The sequence below is a fragment of the Candidatus Pristimantibacillus lignocellulolyticus genome (assembly GCA_023639215.1).
GTDB lineage: Bacteria > Bacillota > Bacilli > Paenibacillales > Paenibacillaceae > Pristimantibacillus > Pristimantibacillus lignocellulolyticus.
The window spans coordinates 1829381-1848884 of record CP097899.1 but is presented as its reverse complement, the minus strand read 5'-3'; the positions used below and the strand labels follow the sequence as shown (position 1 = coordinate 1848884).

Here is a 19504-nt window from a genome sequence, read left to right as displayed (position 1 = left end):
GAAATTATATTAAAATAATTCTTTTTTCAGCAATAAGCTTAACTATCTCAAAATCTAATTCGGAATCGATATCCTGCGAACGTTCTTCTGGCATAACGTATAAGATGGTATTCTCTGTAAAAAGCTTACTTGAATTAATAAAAGTTTCTCTATTCCAAACATAAATTGAGGCATTCATATCGAATGATTTTGGAGCATCCTGACGACGAACAATGGATGTATCAAGTGGCTTCGATAGCTTTACAAAGCCATCATCTCCTTGCTCTACTAGATTAAAGTAAGGACTTCTTCGAGCTGGTGCTGCAGTAATTAAATTACTAGCATTACTATGCTCTTCAAACATTTTAATAGCATTTTGCAAGTCTTCTACTGTGCGTAGAGGTGAGGTTGCATCAATATCTGTAATGGTATCAAAGGTTAGATCACAAAGCTCTTCTACATGTTTTACACAATGTTGAATGGCCGGTAGCTTGGCAGCCGTGTCTGATGCCATTTCATCGGGACGCTTAACTACATAATCGGCACCATATGCTTTAGCTACCTCTAATATTTTATTGCTGTCACTACTCACTGCTACAACATCAAAAAGATTGCTTTTCTTTGCCTGTAGAATGCTGTGAGCAATTAGGGGCTTCCCTAAAATCTCACGAAGATTTTTATTTTTTACACCTTTAGATCCACCCCGTGCACATATCGTACAGATTCTAGCCATTATATACCCACTCCTTGAGTAGTGAAGATTTTTCTGCCGCTTCAATCATTTTGACAACACTCACTCCTTGTGCAAAAGAGCAACAAAGGGTTGATCCATTTAAAACAGCTTCATGCTGCTTTTTATATGTGTAATCTCTATCTATTGGCACTAATTGCTCAAGCTCTCCATTGCAATTAATAATATTATTAACGAAATCAATTTTTAGCGTTTTGCTATTTGTTTGAACAATGACATATCGTTGAGTAATGCGGTCTAGGTAATTCAATTCAACTGTAACACGAGTATTAAGATTGGTGCTGTAACTGATCTGTACGTAATCCTCTGATTCAATCTCTAGATCACTTATTTTATTAATTACTGCGACCAATGAATGCCATTCCCCAAATAGATCCATTAAATAATCCAACTCATGACTTAAATCCCTTAAGACCCCTCCCCCTCGAGCCTTGGATGCAGAATAGCTTTTAGTATAGTCTGCGTTTGGTCTCCAACTAGGCAAATACTGTCCAACGTAAGCATTTACACTAATTACTTCTTCATTGTTTAGATAAGTCCTTAAACTTTGTATCAGGGGATGAAATCTTAAATTATAAGCTACAAACGTCTTACTGTGGTTAAAATTAATCTGTTCCAAATTCATAAATAGAGGTTTTTCGATTAGTATATGCCCTTCATATTGGTTACTAACTAACTCTCTTAAAGACTCTGCGTGAAATACTGTTTCATTAGAAATAACAATATAATCGTATTCATTTTCTAGAAAGGCATACTCTAAATTATTATAAAAATTAGGAGAATTAAAGTTACGACGAGAAACAACTGAAACATCAATTCCCATTTCCTCTAGTAGCCTAGCATGTCTTTGTCCAATTGATCCATATCCTATTACTAGAGCTTTCATCTCAAAACTTCTCTCTTAAATATTTTCATATATTCAGTATCCGCTCGCTCATATTCATCCATTTTCCCAATATCTAACCAATACTCATGAATTGGGAATACTGTTGTTTTCAAACCCGCTTCTATTAACTGTTCGAATAGAGTAGGCATATCATAAAACGTATTAGCTGGTATATAATTAAAAACCTCTGGACTTAAGACATATATACCGGCGTTTACAAAGCTTCTATGAACGGGCTTTTCTTTAATTGTCACTAGTCTCGTCCCACTTGTTTCAATCACACCGTATGGAATTTGAAATTCATACTCTCGTACACACATTGTTGCGACAGAATTTTGTTCTTGGTGAAATTCCATCAGTTGATCAAAGTTTATTTGTGTAAGTAAGTCTCCATTCATAACAAAAAATGGTTTACTTGGTCGATTTTTTATTAAAGAGAGTGCTCCAGCAGTACCCATCCTTGTATCTTCTTCGACATAATCTATTGATATATCGAAATGCTCACCATTTTGAAAGTAATCCTTAATCACTTCTTTTTTATAATTCACTGAAAAAATAAAGTTAGAGTATCCATACTGTTTAAAGCTTTCAACAATGGTTTCAAGAATTGGTTTATTCCCTACTCTTAGCATAGGCTTAGGTGTATCATCTGTAAGTGGACGTAGTCTAGTCCCTAATCCACCAAGCATCAATACTACGGTATTTTTATTTGATAATCTATCTACACTGTCAAAAAATATAATATCTATGATTCTATTCTCTCTATCCACGATTGGTAGTTGTTTTAGCATTTTTGATTTCATAATTTTATGATATTTATAATTTTTTTGACCTTCTCTTGCACTAATTGGATTGGGATTCATAATTGAAGTAATAGGTACCTCTAGTCCGTTTCCTCTTAAAATACCACGACGTATATCTCCATCTGTTACGGTCCCTAGCAAACGACGCTGTTCATCTAATACTACTGCAAATTGTAAGGCAGTTTTATCAATGATTCTCATAGTTTCAAACAATGTTTGTTTATTAAAAACAATTATTTTTTCCCAATGTCTCATATGTTACACTTCCTTCGCAGGTACTCCAATTACTTTTAAGTTATCAGCGATATTATTAATGACCACAGCCCCTGCACCGATTAAACAATTCTCACCTATCGTAATATTTTGTATTACTGTTGCACCAACACCAATATGTGTTCCTTTTTTTATATGAACACCTCCTGATAGTCTTGTGCCTGGCGAGATATGGGTGTGGGAACTGATTTGACAATCGTGATCTATTATCGCCCCTGTATTGATAATACTATTATCGGCAATTTTCGTGTTGGTTTGAATAATGGCACCTGCCATTACTTGAACCCCTTGCCCTAGTCTAACAGATGGAGCAATAATAGCTGATGGATGTATAACAGTCATAAATTGATAGCCTATATTGAAGTAGTAATTGAACAACTTTTCGCGAAGTGGTGATGGCTCTATCATCCCTATCCCGAGCACTAGCATGCACTCAGAAGGAAGATAGTTTTCTATTACTTCATCGCTTCCTAAGTAAGGTAAACCATAACGATTCTTCTCTTGCAAGGGCGCAGTAAATCCTATAATTTTCTCAGTACGATCCATTAATATTTCAGTTAATACAGAGGCGTGGCCCCCATTCCCAATAATAATTAGCGGTCTACTCATCGATTAACTCGTCCTCTTCATACGACTTCACTGCTTTTTGACCAATATAAGTCCAGTACCTTGAGGGTGCTTGGCCACCTCCAGGTCTTTTTACTGTCAAATTTTCCATCGTAAAAATATCTCCTGCATTAATCGCGGTTTTAGCCACTAGACTTTTGCGTGCAGCAATGCTATTTTTTAATTCTGTTGCAGTTGGAGTTTTTATTCCATCTCCCAACGCTATTTCAATTTTTCTAATTTTATTCACCATTCCGCTTAATTCATCTGGATTTAATGAAGATACATGATCTGGGCCTTCTAACGTTTTATCTAGTGTAAAATGCTTCTCAATAACCTTAGCACCAAGGGCAACAGCTGCAATTGGTATCATAATTCCTTCTGAATGATCAGACAACCCAATAGGCAACTGAAATACTTTTTCCATTTGGTTCATCGCATTTAAATTTATTGAATCAATTGGAGCCGGGTATTGGGTAGTGCAGTGTAAAAGTGTTACGTAGCTTTCAAGCACTTCCTTTGCCTCAGTCGTCCGATAGAAATTAACTACTTGCTCAAATACAACCTGCTCTACGGGTCTTGCTAGGCCGTATGCAATAAAAGCCAAAGCTTCATGAATTTCTTCGATTGTTGCCATACCCGTTGATAAAATCATTGGTTTTCCTTTTGAGGCAACATAATGAAGAAATGGTGTGTTAGTTACTTCACCTGAAGAAATTTTTATTATAGGTAAGGACAGTTGGTCTACTAAAAAATCAATACTTTCAAAATCGAAAGCTGTAGATAAAAATTCTATCTGCTCTGCCTTAGCAAATAACTGTAATTCCTTAAACTCCTCGTACGTTAATTCCAGCTTTTTAAGCATGGAAAATTGAGACGTAGCTTCACCTAAATTTTCTATTTGGTAATTAGCTTGTTTGGCGTGCTTTGTCACTAAATTTTCCGTCTTGAACGTTTGGAATTTAACTGCATCTGCCCCCGCTTGCTTTGCGGCTCTAACCAACTCTTTTGCAATTTGAAGTGAACCATTATGATTAACACCAGCTTCAGCAATAATATACGTCTTCATAGCACTCGCTCCTTCAATAGCATGAATGCCTCTGCCGCCTCAAATCCACTTGCTGCACCGCGAATATAGGCAAGTGACCGAATCGCTTTTTCGCTACGCGGAAATGGAAATTCACTTATTTCAGATTCATAGATTTTCATAATATCTATTTTTTGATCAATGTAGGGCTCTATATTTACAAAGATGTTCGGCCTAAATCCATTACCATCAGGGTTTATTGTAAAATCAGTTTCTGATAAAGTTTCGTACACTAAAACCTTATCTATAGATGGATATCTAAACCATTTGGTACAAGCTACCGATGCATCAAATACAGCTTTGTGGTCAGAATGAATATCGTTTGGATAAGGCACGTATACAATATTAGGTTGTATCTCTTGAAATACTTTGCTTATTTTCATAATTAAGTCTGAATCAGGTACTCGATCTAATGCCGCTGCTTCAAAACCTAAGTTAAATATCTTCTCAAATTGATATTGATCAGCAACACATTCTATTTCCGTATTTCTTTTTGATCTTTTTTCTTGGGAAAAAGAATCTTTCATCTCTGTTACTATAACCCAATAAACTTTATCATTTTGCTGAAGATGTCGTAGTAAAGTACCACCACACCCCAGTGTTTCGTCGTCAGGATGTGGTGTCATAATAATTACTTTATTCATTTAGTAAGTTATCTCCTTAATTAATAACTTTTGATCAATTTGTAAATCAGCCAATATATTAGCTATTTTAGAAGCACTATCACCGTTTCCATAAGGATTCGTACCGTTCTTTATTTTTAATAAATACTCTTTGTCATGTATTGATTTTTTCACTGCATTTATAATTTCATCAACATCATGATCTATAAATTGAACATTATTGGCGTGTAATCGACCCTTTTGTCTATTACCTACGTTTATTACAGGCAACTTTAAAAATGGAGCTTCTAGAATGCCTGCACTAGAATTACCTAGCAAGCAATTTGCATGACGCATACTATTAACAAATTCAAGTCTAGGAATATTTTTTTGAACATATATGAATGGTAAGTCAGCATATTCGTTAATAGCTGCTATGATTTGTTGCCCACCAGCATCAGAATTCGGATAGCTTATTATCGTTTTTATTCCTAGTTTTTTTACAGCCTCCATCGTAGCTTTCATTTGCTCATAAGCATATTGCACTTCTGTCGAAATTACGTGTTGGATTAGTAAAATTAATGGTTCACCGTTTTCAATCTTAAAGCCTAATCGTTGAGATAATTCCTCTCTTGTTAAAAAAGGCACTTCTTTTAAACGATCTAGTCCTGGATTTCCAGTGTTAAACACGCGAAACGGCTCTTCACCCAATTTTATCAAACGTTCTGCGCTTTCATGATTTGTTGTAAAATGAATGTGTGCTAGCTTGCTTACTGCATGCCTTACTTGATCATCTACATTTCCGATAACCCGGTCTCCCCCGGCTACGTGTACAACGGGGATATTCATGTATGCGCCTACTAGTGCAGTCGTCATGGACTCTTCGCGATCACCTAATACCAATAGAACATCCGGCTTCACTCGCTCTACAGCCTGAACCATTCCTTGTAACTGAATAGCAAGTCCCTTTACTCTGCCTGATGTAAGATCACTGTTGAGTAAGCTTTCAATTTTTTCTGCTATCAAATAACCGTCTTTTTCTATTTGTTCTACAGTATAGCCATACGCATGAGACAGATGAGCACCCGTCACTATCAATTGCAGCTCTAACTTGGAATGGTTTTGAATTTCCCTAAATACCGGAGTCATTAAATCGTAGTCAGAACGAATCCCTGTTACAGCAAGTATTTTTCTTTTCAAATACCATCCCTCCAAAATTCCTTAAAGTTATCAACATATACAAAATCCATTCTAGTATTTATACAAAACTGCTCATCTATGTGTCGGTCACCAAAATATATTAATCTCGAACTGCTTTCAATGCTTTTTATTGTACTTAAGGATAAACTTGATGGCTTATAGTGATTTCTGCCTAAATCACCCGTAAAACAACAATTGTCAGGTGCAAAGTAACGTGCAAGCACCAGTGCTGTATATTTTTTTCTTTGCAGAGAGGCGTATCCATCAGTTATTAAAAAACATTTTGATCTTGGAAGATTCTCTAATAACTTCTCTATTTTTTTCGATAAAGTTAACTGTGGCTCTGTTGACCTATAAATGTGCAAAGCGTGTTCTATTGTTTTATTCTGAATATTAAACGTACGAAGTGTCTCCTCAAAAATAAATGGATAACTACTTCCTTTTACAATCCATTTTTCGATCATATCATTAAATATACTATCAACTTCTACTGATGTATCTAAAGAAAAATATGCTGCAATCCTTCTATATGCTTGTTTAATGAATGTTATTTCATCATATAGTGTTCCATCCATATCGAAGCCAAACCAATCATATTTATTGAAGTCTACATCATTCAAGCGTAAATACTTCATTATAATACCTCATCATTTTCAGACCATATTTCACTTCGACAGGGTTAATAGGCTCGTAATGAATTAGATTAGAGCTCATTAATGAAATCCAATTCTCAGTTGCAGCAAATCCTAAAGCCATTCCACCAGCAATTCGAGGATTAATCTCAATAAACTTCAAATCACCATTTTCCTCTTCAAAGCATTGAATATTAATTGGACCTATAAAAGGTATCGATGAACAGATTATACGTACATATTTTTCAATTTCAGAATGCTTTACAGCTATACCACATGTCGATTTTCCTTCTTTAACGTTAATACGTTTTCTGGGTACAATATAAACCGGTTTATTATTAAAATCACAAAATACATCAACCGTATATTCTGTACCTCGAATTAGTTGTTGCGATATATTTCCATCCATATTTACATCTTCGTTATCTTTAGCTATAAAAATCCCTGCACTTCCTCTTCCTCTTCTTGGTTTAATCACTGGATACTTAGATTCCAGACTTGTTTCAGGAGTAGGAATTCCATACTTTTCAAAGAACAAAAAGGTTTTCCATTTGTCGATAAAGATCTCTACAGTGTTGCTATCCGATATAATTACATGGATATTGTTTTGTAAAAGCATTTCCTTGCTTTTAGCCCATTCCTGTAAAGTCTCATCCAATGAAGGTAATACTACCTGTATATTATTCTTAAACACTAAATCAAGAGTTTTCTCCCAACTGCTTTCCTCTGCGATTTTAGGCATTTTAATAAAATCATCTGATAAGTATTTGCCAAAGCAATCTTCTGTAATGTCTGAAGCTACCACATTGAATCCTGCCTCTTGAATCGATCGAATTAAATAGCCGGAAGTTAAACTCCCGGACGCTTCAACCAAAACCCTCATTGGTTAACACCTACTTTTTTTCAATACCATATGGTATCTCGATATATAAGTATCTGTTGCAACATTTTTACTAATAATTTTCTTTATTTCTTTAATTTCAAACAGGTTTTCAATCAAATTCTCAATTTTATTCAGTGTAAAGTAAGACTGAATCGTTCCCTTTTCATGAATTGACTCCACAACGACCTCTTCTTCAAAATCCACATCAAACTTCGTTTCATCACCAATTAGATCACAATAAAATAAGCCATCTTCTTTAATAATTCTATGGCACTCTTCTATGATATTTCTTGCAATCTCAAAAGGCATACTGTCCAGCACTCCATGACTTACAATAAAGCTAAACTCATCATCTCTCCAAGGCAATTCTTCTGCAGAGCCGCAAAATATCTTATCCTCAGAATTTAAATTCTCTTTTTCTAGCCATTGTTTTGCAACTGTAACAGCCTCCTGTGATAAATCAACGCCATATGTATTTATTCCTAACTTTTCAAAAAATACAATATGGCGCCCTATTCCACAACCTAAGTCTAAGACTTTACAGTTTTGACTTGCTATATAATCTACATGCTCTAGCCCTACTCTTTTTGCTATATATTTCGCAGAAAACCGAATGATTTCTTCATGTGGATAAAACACAAAGTTATCTTTATTTTTATAAGATACATTCCATTCTTCTTTTTTTAAGTTCATTATTTTCTCCTACGAAACGTTATTATAAAACAATATATGAAATATTCGGATCAAAGCTAAAGCGATTAATTGTGTAGTCTTTAATCGATAACTCCTCTAGCATAGCTATCGTTTCTCCAGGCCACCAAGGATTATTTATCTCATCAAATGCTAATACTGAACCTTTTGACATACGAGGTAAAAAGTTCTGTAAAGCAACTTTAGTTGGTTCGTACAAATCAAAGTCCATAAATAATAAACTTATTAACAAATGAGAGTTATCCTTTACATATTGAGGAATAGTTTCAACTGCATCCCCTTTCACTAAATGAACTTTTTGGAATTGATTTAAATATCTATTTTCATCATATTGCTGGACTAATTCTAATAACTCGTCATAGACATTTTGTTCGTAGAATCCACCAATGACATTTTTATCATTGTTTTTACTTTCTTCTGTCATTAGGTCAGCATCATGTATATTGGGAAACCCTTCAAATGTATCAAATCCAATGATTCTTCGATCAAGACTATATGGCTCTAGTGCAGCAGATAACTTAGCCCATCCCATGATACCAGCACCTTTATGAACACCACACTCAACTATACTTCCTTTTATATTCATTTGTAACTTAAACAGCTCATATCTCGCTAAAAACCTAGATATCGCCTGTCTTCTAGCATATTTTTCAAAATCATCATATTTTTCCATGAATAAATTCTCCTACAGTCAGATTTGGACTACTTGGTATGTTTATTACTCTCTTCTGTAGACTATTCGTTGTAGACAAGTCACTTTTAGGGTTTTGAGAATATATAGTGAGTAAGTGCAATGGTTGCCAAATTGGTCTACTTTGTATGCCGTTTTCATTAAAATAATATAACAGTTCATCTCTATTTACAGACTCGTCCAGCACCAATGTCTGAAGCCAATAATTACTAGAACAATTAATAGGTTCCTTAAATAACCTAATTTCATCTATCTCGCTTAGTAGATTATCATACATAACTGTTAACAATCTTTTTTGCTCAATAAAGCTTGAAATTCGTTCTAGTTGTGCACATCCTAGTGCAGCGTTAAGATTCGGCATACGATAGTTATATCCAATCTCATCATGCATATATTCCCAACGATGTGGCACCTTCGCAGTAGTCGTAATATGCTTAGCATATTTCGCAATTTCTACATCGTTAGTTAATATAGCTCCGCCACCACCAGTCGTAATGATCTTATTACCATTAAAGCTTACAGCACTTACCCGACCAAAGCTCCCTGTATGCTGATCTTTATAGTAAGAACCTAGTGATTCTGCCGCATCCTCAACTAGAACCAAATGATATTTATTACAAACCTCTATCAACTTATCAACTTCAACTGGATGACCAAAGGTATGCATGGGAACAACTGCACGAATTACTCTGCCTGTTTCCTTATTAATTAAAACACCGTTTTTTACCTTTGCTACATCCTCAATATATTGTTCTAGCTTCGCAGGATCTAAGCCTAATGTAACCTCTGACACATCAACAAAATGTGGGACAGCACCAAGATAGCTCGCTGCATTAGCCGTTGCTATAAAGGTTAATGAAGGCATAAAAACTTCGTCATTTGCCTGTACACCGGCCACCTTCAAAGCAACCTGTAGTGCCGCTGTACCATTGACTACAGATATTGCATAGTTTACACCCGTATATTCAGCAAGCTTCTCTTCAAACTGATTAACATATTGTCCTACTGAGGATACCCAACCCGTTTTAATGCAGTCAGATACATATGCTAACTCTTCGCCTTGAAATGTAGGCTCATGTAATGGTACGAAGCTTTTAGCGTACATTTCTTTAATTCCACTGACTAACTGCGTCCATTGACTGTTCATATATTATATACATCTGCCTTATACTGAGCTAGGTTTGTCGGATTAGTAAACCACTCTATCGTTTCCTCTAGACCTCGTTTTAATCCGTCAATTCCTGCATATTCCGGTGTCCACCCAATAAGTTCTTGAGCTTTCTTATTATCAGCCCATAGTCGATTGACCTCACTCTTTTCAGGGCGTAAGCGTTGCTCTTCCGTTTCAATCGTCAAAGTAACTCCCATAAGTTCGGCAATCATTTGAGCGGTTTCACCAATGGATACTTCATAATTTGATCCAATATTAACTACTTCTCCCAGCGCCTTTTCTGTATTCATCATCGTAATAAAGCCTTTAACGGTATCCTTAACATAATTAAAGTCACGTGTGGGGCTTACTGCTCCAAGATGTATATTAGACTTACCCGATGCCAGCTGACTAATTATCGTTGGAATAACAGCCCTTGCTGATTGTCGTGGGCCATACGTATTAAATGGACGAATAATCGAAACTGGGGTGTCAAACGAACGATAAAAAGATAATGCAATCTGATCAGCACCTATTTTCGAGGCAGAATAAGGTGATTGACCTTGTAATGGGTGAAGCTCATTGATTGGCACGTACTGCGCAGTACCATACACTTCACTAGTTGACGTATGAACTACTTTCTCTACGCCCAATTCACGAGCAGCTTGAACGATATTAAGTGTCCCCTTAATATTCGTATCTATATATGTGTCAGGAGAATGATAGGAGTATGGAATAGCAATTAACGATGCAAGATGCAGCACATGAGTACAATCCTTCATCGCTGCCTTTACTCCATAAGGATCACGCACATCTCCAGCAAAAACTTCTAGTGAGCTTTTGATTTCCTTAGGCGTCTGATCTAGCCAACCCCACGAATTGAATGAATTATAATACACAAACGCTTTTACATCATAGCCTTGACGTACAAGCTCTTCCGTTAGATGTGAACCAATAAACCCGTCAGCACCAGTGATAAGTATTTTTTCATTCGACATTCTCTTCCTCCTTATTAAGATATAATCGTGTTTTAAGTTGTTGAAACTCCTCATTAATTTCAAAGAAAGAGTCTAATAGAGTACTAATATAAGGAATTACAATCTCATTCAATAATTTTGCTTTTCCAATCATTGAAGGTTCCTTTTCAATATGACCAACCTGTTGGTCATATTTCCTAGTTAGTCCTCTATTCCAAAAGGGTATTATTAATTTGAACATACTGTGCTCTGTCACTTGTGAAAATTCTTTTTCAAGTTTAACAAGAGTTGACATTGCTTTATTTGGTTGTGTTCTGCTCAATTCGTCTATTTTCTTAATTAATCTGATCGAAGCTTCACATTTTTTCGTAATAAACTCGTAAGCATCTTCTACATTAGTTATCCTACTCATAAGCTCATCCAATGTAAAGCTATTTTCAACTTTGGTTTGTTCTCCTATTTTTTGAATTAAATCGAAGTCATATTCTTTTTCTTTTAATGATGCAATTGCCTCTTCAAATGGCAAGTAATCTGCTCCCTTTATTTTGGCACCCAATGAAGATGAATTAATAAATTTAACATTATCTAAAAGACCTATCAACTCTTCAATATCCTCTAATGTAACTTTAAAAGAATAGTTAGTATCATTATAATCTCCGTTTACATTTTCAACCTTTACAGTATTCATCGACATATTTTCATCTAATATTTCAGTGCTTAAATGGGTAGCGCCAAATGCATAATATCGTTTATTAGGAAACGATAAATCTTGCCCGGTAAATATAATAGTTGATGCACCCAAATAGACAGCTATTTGAACTGCAGTCCCTGAGACTGAAGTGGTTGACATAATTTTCGGTTCGAGCTTTCTTCCGGCAAAAAAATAATCTAATATATGATCTGAATTAAAAAATGCATGAAAATTGCAATTAGGATGGCTCTCCAAAATTGGAGGGTATAACTGATTAATAAATACTAATGGTATATGAGTTGTATTTACATTCTCAAAAACCTTTCCATTAGCCTCACTTGGATCCATTGATACAATTAGATGCGGCTCTATCCCATTACGTAGTAAGGCTTGTATGCTTGAACCTGCAGCAATAATTAGCAACTTCTCCTTACTTGCTTTGACCATTTCGATATCTTTCTCAAGTGATGGTCCTCCACCAACAACTAGAGCTGTACAATTACGATATTTTCCTTTTAACAATTCAAGCCCATTCGAACGATATAAATATTCAATATTTTTAATACTATTTTTATATTGTAAAGTTCCAAAATTGTATTCTAAACCAGCTTCTATTGCCTCTCTTGTCAATGCCTTATACTCTTCCTCATAATATGATCTGACGTACTCCTGATTAATTGCAGTGTAAAACGGTAGACATATATTCACTCTATTATTGTTCGAATATAAATTTTTTAAGTATATAAATTTCTCAATTCCTAATGCTCCGTTACCAACATGTAACAACTTAATTTGCGGATGCTCAAGTAGCTGATTAATATTAATCACCTTCAAGATTTCTACAAATAAATCCACTTCGGGCTCTATAATGTAAAAACTCAGCTTTGTATTCATTTCAAGTAGCCTTACCAAATGGTAAGTCATTCCTAGTCCAAACATAACTATATCATATTGTCCATCTTGTAAAAATTGATAGTCCTTAATCCATTCTGACAAATCAGAACCATCTTTATCATAGATTAGCTTAATTCCATTATCATTTGAAAAAGTAACATTTGGAAATCCATCATCCCAGATTAGCTTAAAGAGTTTCTCTTCTTGATTATTATCCAAATACAATTCGATTTGTTTAAATAATTCTTGTTTATGCTTATGCAAATATAATAAATTATCTTGTAATAAATCTGTCATCTTACTCCTCCAACGAGAACTATACTTAATATCTCTTATCCTTCTCTACTTAATATATCGACATATCTTCAATAAAACTTAACAAAAAAGGCTACCCGAAGGTAGCCTTTTTCACTTGAAATATTATCCAAGAAGTTTAAGAACATTTTGCGGTACAGAGTTAGCTTGAGCCAACATAGAAGTACCTGCTTGAACTAGAATTTGATTTTTTGTGAAGTTTGTCATTTCAGCAGCCATATCAGCATCACGGATACGAGAATGTGCAGCAGATAGGTTTTCTTTGTTAACACCTAGGTTGTTAACAGTATGCTCAAGACGGTTTTGTACCGCACCAAATGTAGCACGTTGAGTTGATACATTTTCAATTGCATTGGAAACTGCTGCAATTGCTGCACTTGCACCTGCAACTGTTGCAATAGTAATACCAGTGATACCAATGTCATTAGCTTGCATACTTTTCGTTGCAACTGAAATTGTATCAGTGTTGTTAACACCTGTTTGGAATGAAATACTAGAACTTGCATTCAATAAAGAAATACCATTAAATTTAGTTCCAGTAGCGATATTGTTAATTTCTGAAACTAGTTGTGTTACTTCCAAATTAAGCTTTGTACGGTCAGAAGATGAATACGTACCGTTTTTAGATTGGTTAGCAAGTGTATTGATACGTTGTAGCATAGCATGAGTTTCAGTCAAGGCACCCTCAGCTGTTTGGATCAAAGAGATACCATCTTGAGCGTTACGTTGTGCTTGGTTCATACCATTGATTTGGTAGCGCATTTTTTCAGAGATCGCAAGACCTGCAGCATCATCTGCAGCACGGTTAATACGGTATCCAGAAGAAAGCTTCTCCATTGTTTTGTTCATTGCGCCATTGTTTGAAGTTAAGTTACGGTGTGCGTTCATCGCACCAACGTTAGTGTTAATAAACATAATTATCATCCTCCATGATTGGGTATTAGTGCCACTTCCTTGTGGTCACATTATATATATCGGAAGCATTGTAGAGAAAATTAATAGATAACAAGAAAAAAAGACTACCCGAAGGTAGTCTTTTAATTTGGTATATTATCCCAATAGTTTAAGAACGTTTTGTGGTACAGAGTTAGCTTGAGCTAACATAGAAGTACCAGCTTGTACTAGAATTTGATTTTTAGTAAAGTTTGTCATTTCAGCAGCCATATCAGCATCACGGATACGAGAATGTGCAGCAGATAGGTTTTCTTTGTTAACACCTAGATTGTTAACAGTATGCTCAAGACGGTTTTGTACCGCACCAAATGTAGCACGTTGAGTTGATACAGTTTCAATTGCTGTTGCAACTGATGCAATTGCAGTACTCGCTGCAGCAACTGATGAAATTGAAAGAGTGCCAAGACCAATTGCAGACGCTGTCATTCTTGTAGTTGCCACAGAAATTGTGTCAGTATTATTAACACCTGTTTGGAATGTAATACTTCCAGCAGAAGCTAACAAAGAAATACCATTAAATTTAGTTCCAGTAGCGATATTGTTAATTTCTGAAACTAGTTGTGTTACTTCCAAATTAAGCTTTGTACGGTCAGAAGATGAATACGTACCGTTTTTAGATTGGTTAGCAAGTGTATTGATACGTTGTAGCATAGCATGAGTTTCAGTCAAGGCACCCTCAGCTGTTTGGATCAAAGAGATACCATCTTGAGCGTTACGTTGTGCTTGGTTCATACCATTGATTTGGTAGCGCATTTTTTCAGAGATCGCAAGACCTGCAGCATCATCTGCAGCACGGTTAATACGGTATCCAGAAGAAAGCTTCTCCATTGTTTTGTTCATTGCGCCATTGTTTGAAGTTAAGTTACGGTGTGCGTTCATCGCACCAACGTTAGTGTTAATAAACATAATTATCATCCTCCATGATTGGGTATTAGTGCCACTTCCTTGTGGTCACATTATATATATCGGAAGCATTGTAGAGAAAACTAATAGATTTTAAAAATTAATTTTTAAAATCTATATAGTAAGATACTACTTCTCCTGGGGCAACTCCGCCATATGTTTGTAGCGTCTTACGCTGATCTTTAATATTTTTCATCTCAACTGAGCTACCATCAGACCATGCGATTATATTAAGCTGAATTTCTTCATTCATTGAATTCAAGAGTTGTACGGTATTAGTGGTAGCACTAGTATCTACTGAAAGTTGGGCTACTAGTGCTACACTTTCACTAATTACAGCATGTAATTCTCTCTTGCTAGATTCTAGTCGTTCTAAAGATTCTAAAGCTTCCTCAGATTGCTCTCCGCTCGTTAACGATAGCTGTTTCCTTAATATTTCCTTAAGCTGAAGTAATTGCTGGTTTAAATTAGCTAATTCATTAACCATTCATCTGCACTTCCTTGCCTATAGCCATCCACGCTTCACGAATTTCTTTTATAATTGATATCGCTTCATTTATTGGCTCGATAGACTTTTGAATATTAGCTTTTATAAGAAGATCTATAACATAGCGGTAAAGGTTGTTAAGATTTACTGCTATATCATTACCTTCTTCAAAATTAAGACAGGCTATTAGTTCGTTAACTATTTCTTGAGCTCTAGATAATGATAGATTAGTAGCTTCAATATCTTGAGCTTGGACATTAGCAATAGATTGGTTCATAAATCTAATTGCTCCGTCATAAAGCATCGTAATTAGACGGTGAGGAGAAGCAGTCTCATATTTATTTTTCTGATAAGCTTGATATCCATTAAAGTTAGAGATCACTTATTCTTCATCCCCTTATTTAACTTTATTTAGTTGAAGGCAATAGAGCGTCAAATTGAGATTTCAACCAACTTTGTTCGCTCTTTAGCGATGACAGCATTACTTCCATATTGCTGAATTGAAGCTTATAACGCGCCTCTTTCGCTTGAAGCCTCATATCCATTGATTCCATCCGCTCATCTACAATTTTAATCTCAGAGTCATACCCAGTAATTTTTGAGTTAAGCATACCGTTAACAGTCGATGTATAGTTCCCCATAATATCAGAAAACTTAGTAAATATACCTACATTTGAAACTGAATTATTCGATGTATTCCCAGTTCCATCTGGCTTGGCATTAGTAAGGAGTTTAATTACTTTGTCGGGATCAGCTGCAAATGCATCAGTAAAAGCTGTTTCATTGAAAGTAATCTTACCTGTCATTTCACTAGCCGATTTAGCACCCTTGTCGATGCTTAGCCCTATATCTTGCATAAATGATACTACATCCTTGGTGCCACCATTCCCATCGGAAGTAGTACCCGTTATAACTCCTTCATTAAACAAAGAATATAGCTCATTATTAATCTGTTTAAGAAGGCTGTTTCCTTGTAAAGGATTAGTTGTATCTTTATCTGCTGGTTTAGATAAGTTATCTTTGACTAGCGATATGAGATCGTTATAAGCTGTAACGAAGATTTTCATATTATTTACTAAAGTAGTTGTATCAGCAGCTACTGAAACCGTACTTGATCCAGTTCCCGATAACTTAAATGTAACACCTGATATTAAGTCACTAAATTCATTGGTATCTCTTGATATGGCAACACCATTCAGAGTGAATTCAGCATTTGTTCCTTTAGTATTCGTCACGTTTGCACTAGCCTCAATTAATGATATAGATGAAGTACCTTTAGTAAAAGTGACTGGTTTTTCTGTTCCCAATGAATTGGAAGTTAATACTAGTTTAAAATCGCCGTTGCTTGACGTTTTCATTACAGAAGCTGTAGCATTAGAAGCATTGGCTTCCGAAGATGACTGTTTATTAATAATTTCAGCTAATTTTTTCAACTTCTCTTCTGAGGTACCTCCAGCATCTTTTATTGACTGTTTATCCTCAGCACTTAATGTATAATCGCCAATCTTAACGTCTTCAGTTGTATCAATTTGCCCTAAAATATAACTCGCATTGACAGTAACAACATTCGCTGTTGCTAATGTTGTTACGTTAATATTATAGCTACCTGCAGTGGCACCTGATGTAGTAGTTGCACTTGCGCTTGTACCAGAAGAAGTTGCCTTTAATTGACTGTAATCAGATCCATTTTTCAATGAATTCAATGCTGCTTCAAGAGATTTAAACTTTGTATTAATCGTACGAAATACACCTTGTTCCGTTTGAAGACCTGTTTTCTTTGTCTCTAGATTAGTATATGGTAAACGTTCAACAGCCATTAGATCTTTGATCATTTGAGCTGTATCTAATCCAGATGATAGACCATTAATACTAATACCCATAACCATCACTCCTTCATAATAATTTTTTAACGTTTCTCGTCAATGAAGAATCCGATCATATCCTTTAGCTTGGCCGCAAGCTCGATAATATGCTTACCAGGAATGCTCTCAATAACTTCTTGCGTACGGGAATCGAATACTTCCACATAATACTGTTCGGCCTTTTCACTGAACTTTATTCGCATAGATTTACTTTCCATTTTAAGTGTTGCATTGACTTTCTCCACTTCCTTGTAGAGTCTGTCTCTGTCTTGTTCTGTGAATTTAGAATCTGCGTTGTTAGTAGTCTGAGCAGAAGAGCCGATTTTCTGGATTTCTTGTGAAGAATCCACCGGCTTCTTCACTCCAGATAATTGACCCCAATCAACTGAGGATCCATCCATACGATTGATTGAACTAAACACAATAATTCCTCCCTTAACTTTTATCGTTATTGAGGGATTTCTTCATAAGTTGCTTCAACATCACCTTGGCGTCATGATCATTTGACATTGCTGACTGTACATTTTCTGCTTTTATGGCGTCATACACTTCAGATCGTAAAATCTGAATATGTTTGGGAGCTTCAAACCCCAACTTAATGGTATCCCCTTCAACAGCTAACACATGAACTTCTATATCATTGGCAACACGAACAACTTCGCCTACTTTACGTTTCAAGACTAACATCACGTTCACCTTTTAATACCAATGGCTCGCGTAGACTTAGTGAATCATCTGAAACGACATATTGGCAACCTTTCTGCGTAGTGGATACGACAAGAATAGGAGCTCGTAAATTAATGTATGGACTATTATCAATAAAGCGCAATAAATAGAATATTGCTAATTCATCTTCATGTTTAACGCCCAATTGTTCAACAGTTGATTCATCTATGTGAAAGCTAATATTATTCTCGCTCAATGCCGCGGGAACTAATAATAAGCTAATATCTTCACTAAATGACTGTAACACAAATAACTCTGTATCTTCATCAGGTAATAATGCAAATTGCTTTAGATGAGAAAAGCCCACAATACCTTGTGCAAAATGAAAGACTTGATGATCTTCAACTATGATGTCACCATAAAGATCACTTTTTATGATTTGATTAGAAATTGTACTCTCACCCATTCACACCGCACTCCCTTTACTTACTAACGAATATAATCTAGTAATGACATCTGCATTACTTTTGCTCCAACAGATAGTGAAGCTTGCAGAACATTTTGTTGTAATTGTAATTGAATGATAGCATCTGCCATATCAACATCGGCAACACCTTGTTTTAATGTCGATAAGCTTACTTTCTCATCACCAATACGACTTTGGATCAATTCAAATCTATTCATGCGCGCACCAACCTCAGCAAGACTTAAAGAGATTTGTCCAATTGCACCATCTATATCATTTAAGCTTGCAGATAAAGCTGTTTGGTCTATTGGTTGACCACCGTTTAGATGACCAATAATATCATCGAACATTTGGAAGATATTTTCTGAGGCATTTCCTCCAGCTTTACCAAATACCGTTTCACCAGGTAAGCTTACTTCTACAGCAACAGATGAGCTCACATTCAAGTAATACACACCACTATCAGTGGTATCAGATGCTGCATTTGCTGATGTATAAGGTGCTTGATCTGTTTTCTGACCGTTGAATATATAACGACCATCATACGTACTATTACCAATAGTAACCATCTGTTCTCGCAGCTGCGACACCTCTAGACCGATTTGTTCTCTTACTTCAGGGGTTACTGTTCCGTTAGCTGCCTGATTCACAAGAGTGTTCAAACGTTGTAATATGCTATTAGCTTGTTGCAGCACCGAATCTGTCTGACTTAACCAACCAACACCTGTATTGGCATTCGCGAGATATTGCTCATTACGACTCAGCTCCGTCGTGTAACGCATTTGATACCCGATTCCAACTGGATCATCGCTTGGCTTACTAATTTTCTCTCCAGTAGCCAGTTTGTTCTGCCAATCCATAATATTTGCATTGTTATGACCAAGATTGCGCAACAACTGCGTATTTTGCATCATACTAGTAACTCGCATAATTAACCTCCTAAAAACTTTTTGTAAAGCATCTTGTTATACTTCTTAGAAGCAAAAAGTTACAACGTAAGCATAGACGATTTTATATATTCTACTTTGAGATACT

At 35.7% G+C, this 19504-nt stretch carries 23 protein-coding genes; all 23 read right to left on the bottom strand.

What is annotated here, in order from left to right:
• Window positions 1-4 precede the first annotated feature (4 nt).
• On the bottom strand, window positions 5-712 hold the full coding sequence (locus NAG76_07755; protein URN96114.1) for an acylneuraminate cytidylyltransferase family protein: 708 nt from the start codon (window positions 710-712) through the stop codon (window positions 5-7).
• A complete protein-coding gene (locus tag NAG76_07750; GenBank protein ID URN96113.1) occupies window positions 705-1616 on the bottom strand; it encodes a Gfo/Idh/MocA family oxidoreductase in 912 nt (303 codons plus the stop codon). The genes NAG76_07755 and NAG76_07750 overlap by 8 nt, the downstream gene beginning before the upstream one ends.
• Entirely contained in the window at window positions 1613-2674 is a 1062-nt protein-coding gene (locus NAG76_07745; protein ID URN96112.1) for a nucleotidyltransferase family protein, read from the bottom strand. The genes NAG76_07750 and NAG76_07745 overlap by 4 nt, the downstream gene beginning before the upstream one ends.
• 3 nt (window positions 2675-2677) lie before the next feature.
• Window positions 2678-3301, bottom strand: a complete 624-nt coding sequence (locus NAG76_07740) for an acetyltransferase (GenBank protein ID URN96111.1) — start codon at window positions 3299-3301, stop codon at window positions 2678-2680.
• Entirely contained in the window at window positions 3294-4367 is a 1074-nt protein-coding gene (gene neuB / locus NAG76_07735) for an N-acetylneuraminate synthase (GenBank protein URN96110.1), read from the bottom strand. The genes NAG76_07740 and neuB overlap by 8 nt, the downstream gene beginning before the upstream one ends.
• On the bottom strand, window positions 4364-5029 hold the full coding sequence (locus NAG76_07730) for a PIG-L family deacetylase (GenBank protein URN96109.1): 666 nt from the start codon (window positions 5027-5029) through the stop codon (window positions 4364-4366). Before NAG76_07730 ends, neuB begins: the two co-directional genes overlap by 4 nt.
• On the bottom strand, window positions 5030-6187 hold the full coding sequence (gene neuC / locus NAG76_07725; GenBank protein URN96108.1) for a UDP-N-acetylglucosamine 2-epimerase: 1158 nt from the start codon (window positions 6185-6187) through the stop codon (window positions 5030-5032).
• Window positions 6184-6822, bottom strand: coding sequence for an HAD hydrolase-like protein (locus NAG76_07720; GenBank protein ID URN96107.1), 639 nt, complete (start codon window positions 6820-6822; stop codon window positions 6184-6186). The genes neuC and NAG76_07720 overlap by 4 nt, the downstream gene beginning before the upstream one ends.
• Complete coding sequence (locus tag NAG76_07715) at window positions 6800-7702, bottom strand: ATP-grasp domain-containing protein (protein URN96106.1); 903 nt, start codon at window positions 7700-7702, stop codon at window positions 6800-6802. Before NAG76_07715 ends, NAG76_07720 begins: the two co-directional genes overlap by 23 nt.
• 3 nt (window positions 7703-7705) lie before the next feature.
• Complete coding sequence (locus tag NAG76_07710) at window positions 7706-8395, bottom strand: class I SAM-dependent methyltransferase (GenBank protein URN96105.1); 690 nt, start codon at window positions 8393-8395, stop codon at window positions 7706-7708.
• A gap of 22 nt (window positions 8396-8417) precedes the next feature.
• On the bottom strand, window positions 8418-9086 hold the full coding sequence (locus tag NAG76_07705) for a TylF/MycF family methyltransferase (GenBank protein ID URN96104.1): 669 nt from the start codon (window positions 9084-9086) through the stop codon (window positions 8418-8420).
• Entirely contained in the window at window positions 9073-10251 is a 1179-nt protein-coding gene (locus tag NAG76_07700) for a LegC family aminotransferase (protein URN96103.1), read from the bottom strand. The genes NAG76_07705 and NAG76_07700 overlap by 14 nt, the downstream gene beginning before the upstream one ends.
• Entirely contained in the window at window positions 10248-11252 is a 1005-nt protein-coding gene (locus NAG76_07695; protein URN96102.1) for an NAD-dependent 4,6-dehydratase LegB, read from the bottom strand. Before NAG76_07695 ends, NAG76_07700 begins: the two co-directional genes overlap by 4 nt.
• Window positions 11242-13113 carry a DUF115 domain-containing protein gene (locus tag NAG76_07690; GenBank protein ID URN96101.1) on the bottom strand — a complete coding sequence of 624 codons (1872 nt, stop codon included), beginning with the start codon at window positions 13111-13113 and terminating at the stop codon, window positions 11242-11244. Before NAG76_07690 ends, NAG76_07695 begins: the two co-directional genes overlap by 11 nt.
• Before the next feature lie 123 nt (window positions 13114-13236).
• Entirely contained in the window at window positions 13237-14046 is an 810-nt protein-coding gene (locus NAG76_07685; GenBank protein ID URN96100.1) for a flagellin FliC, read from the bottom strand.
• A 135-nt stretch (window positions 14047-14181) separates the two neighbouring features.
• Window positions 14182-14991: a flagellin FliC gene (locus NAG76_07680; GenBank protein ID URN96099.1), complete on the bottom strand. Its 810-nt coding sequence runs from the start codon at window positions 14989-14991 to the stop codon at window positions 14182-14184.
• A gap of 97 nt (window positions 14992-15088) precedes the next feature.
• A complete protein-coding gene (locus NAG76_07675; GenBank protein URN96098.1) occupies window positions 15089-15475 on the bottom strand; it encodes a hypothetical protein in 387 nt (128 codons plus the stop codon).
• Window positions 15468-15857, bottom strand: a complete 390-nt coding sequence (fliS, locus tag NAG76_07670) for a flagellar export chaperone FliS (protein ID URN96097.1) — start codon at window positions 15855-15857, stop codon at window positions 15468-15470. The genes NAG76_07675 and fliS overlap by 8 nt, the downstream gene beginning before the upstream one ends.
• Before the next feature lie 25 nt (window positions 15858-15882).
• Entirely contained in the window at window positions 15883-17355 is a 1473-nt protein-coding gene (fliD, locus tag NAG76_07665) for a flagellar filament capping protein FliD (GenBank protein URN96096.1), read from the bottom strand.
• 26 nt (window positions 17356-17381) lie between these two features.
• Entirely contained in the window at window positions 17382-17759 is a 378-nt protein-coding gene (locus NAG76_07660) for a flagellar protein FlaG (GenBank protein ID URN96095.1), read from the bottom strand.
• A 13-nt stretch (window positions 17760-17772) separates the two neighbouring features.
• Entirely contained in the window at window positions 17773-18024 is a 252-nt protein-coding gene (csrA, locus tag NAG76_07655; protein ID URN96094.1) for a carbon storage regulator CsrA, read from the bottom strand.
• Window positions 18005-18469, bottom strand: coding sequence for a flagellar assembly protein FliW (fliW, locus tag NAG76_07650; GenBank protein ID URN96093.1), 465 nt, complete (start codon window positions 18467-18469; stop codon window positions 18005-18007). The genes csrA and fliW overlap by 20 nt, the downstream gene beginning before the upstream one ends.
• Window positions 18470-18492: 23 nt before the next feature.
• Window positions 18493-19398 carry a flagellar hook-associated protein FlgL gene (flgL, locus tag NAG76_07645; GenBank protein ID URN96092.1) on the bottom strand — a complete coding sequence of 302 codons (906 nt, stop codon included), beginning with the start codon at window positions 19396-19398 and terminating at the stop codon, window positions 18493-18495.
• Between the last annotated feature and the right edge of the window lie 106 nt (window positions 19399-19504).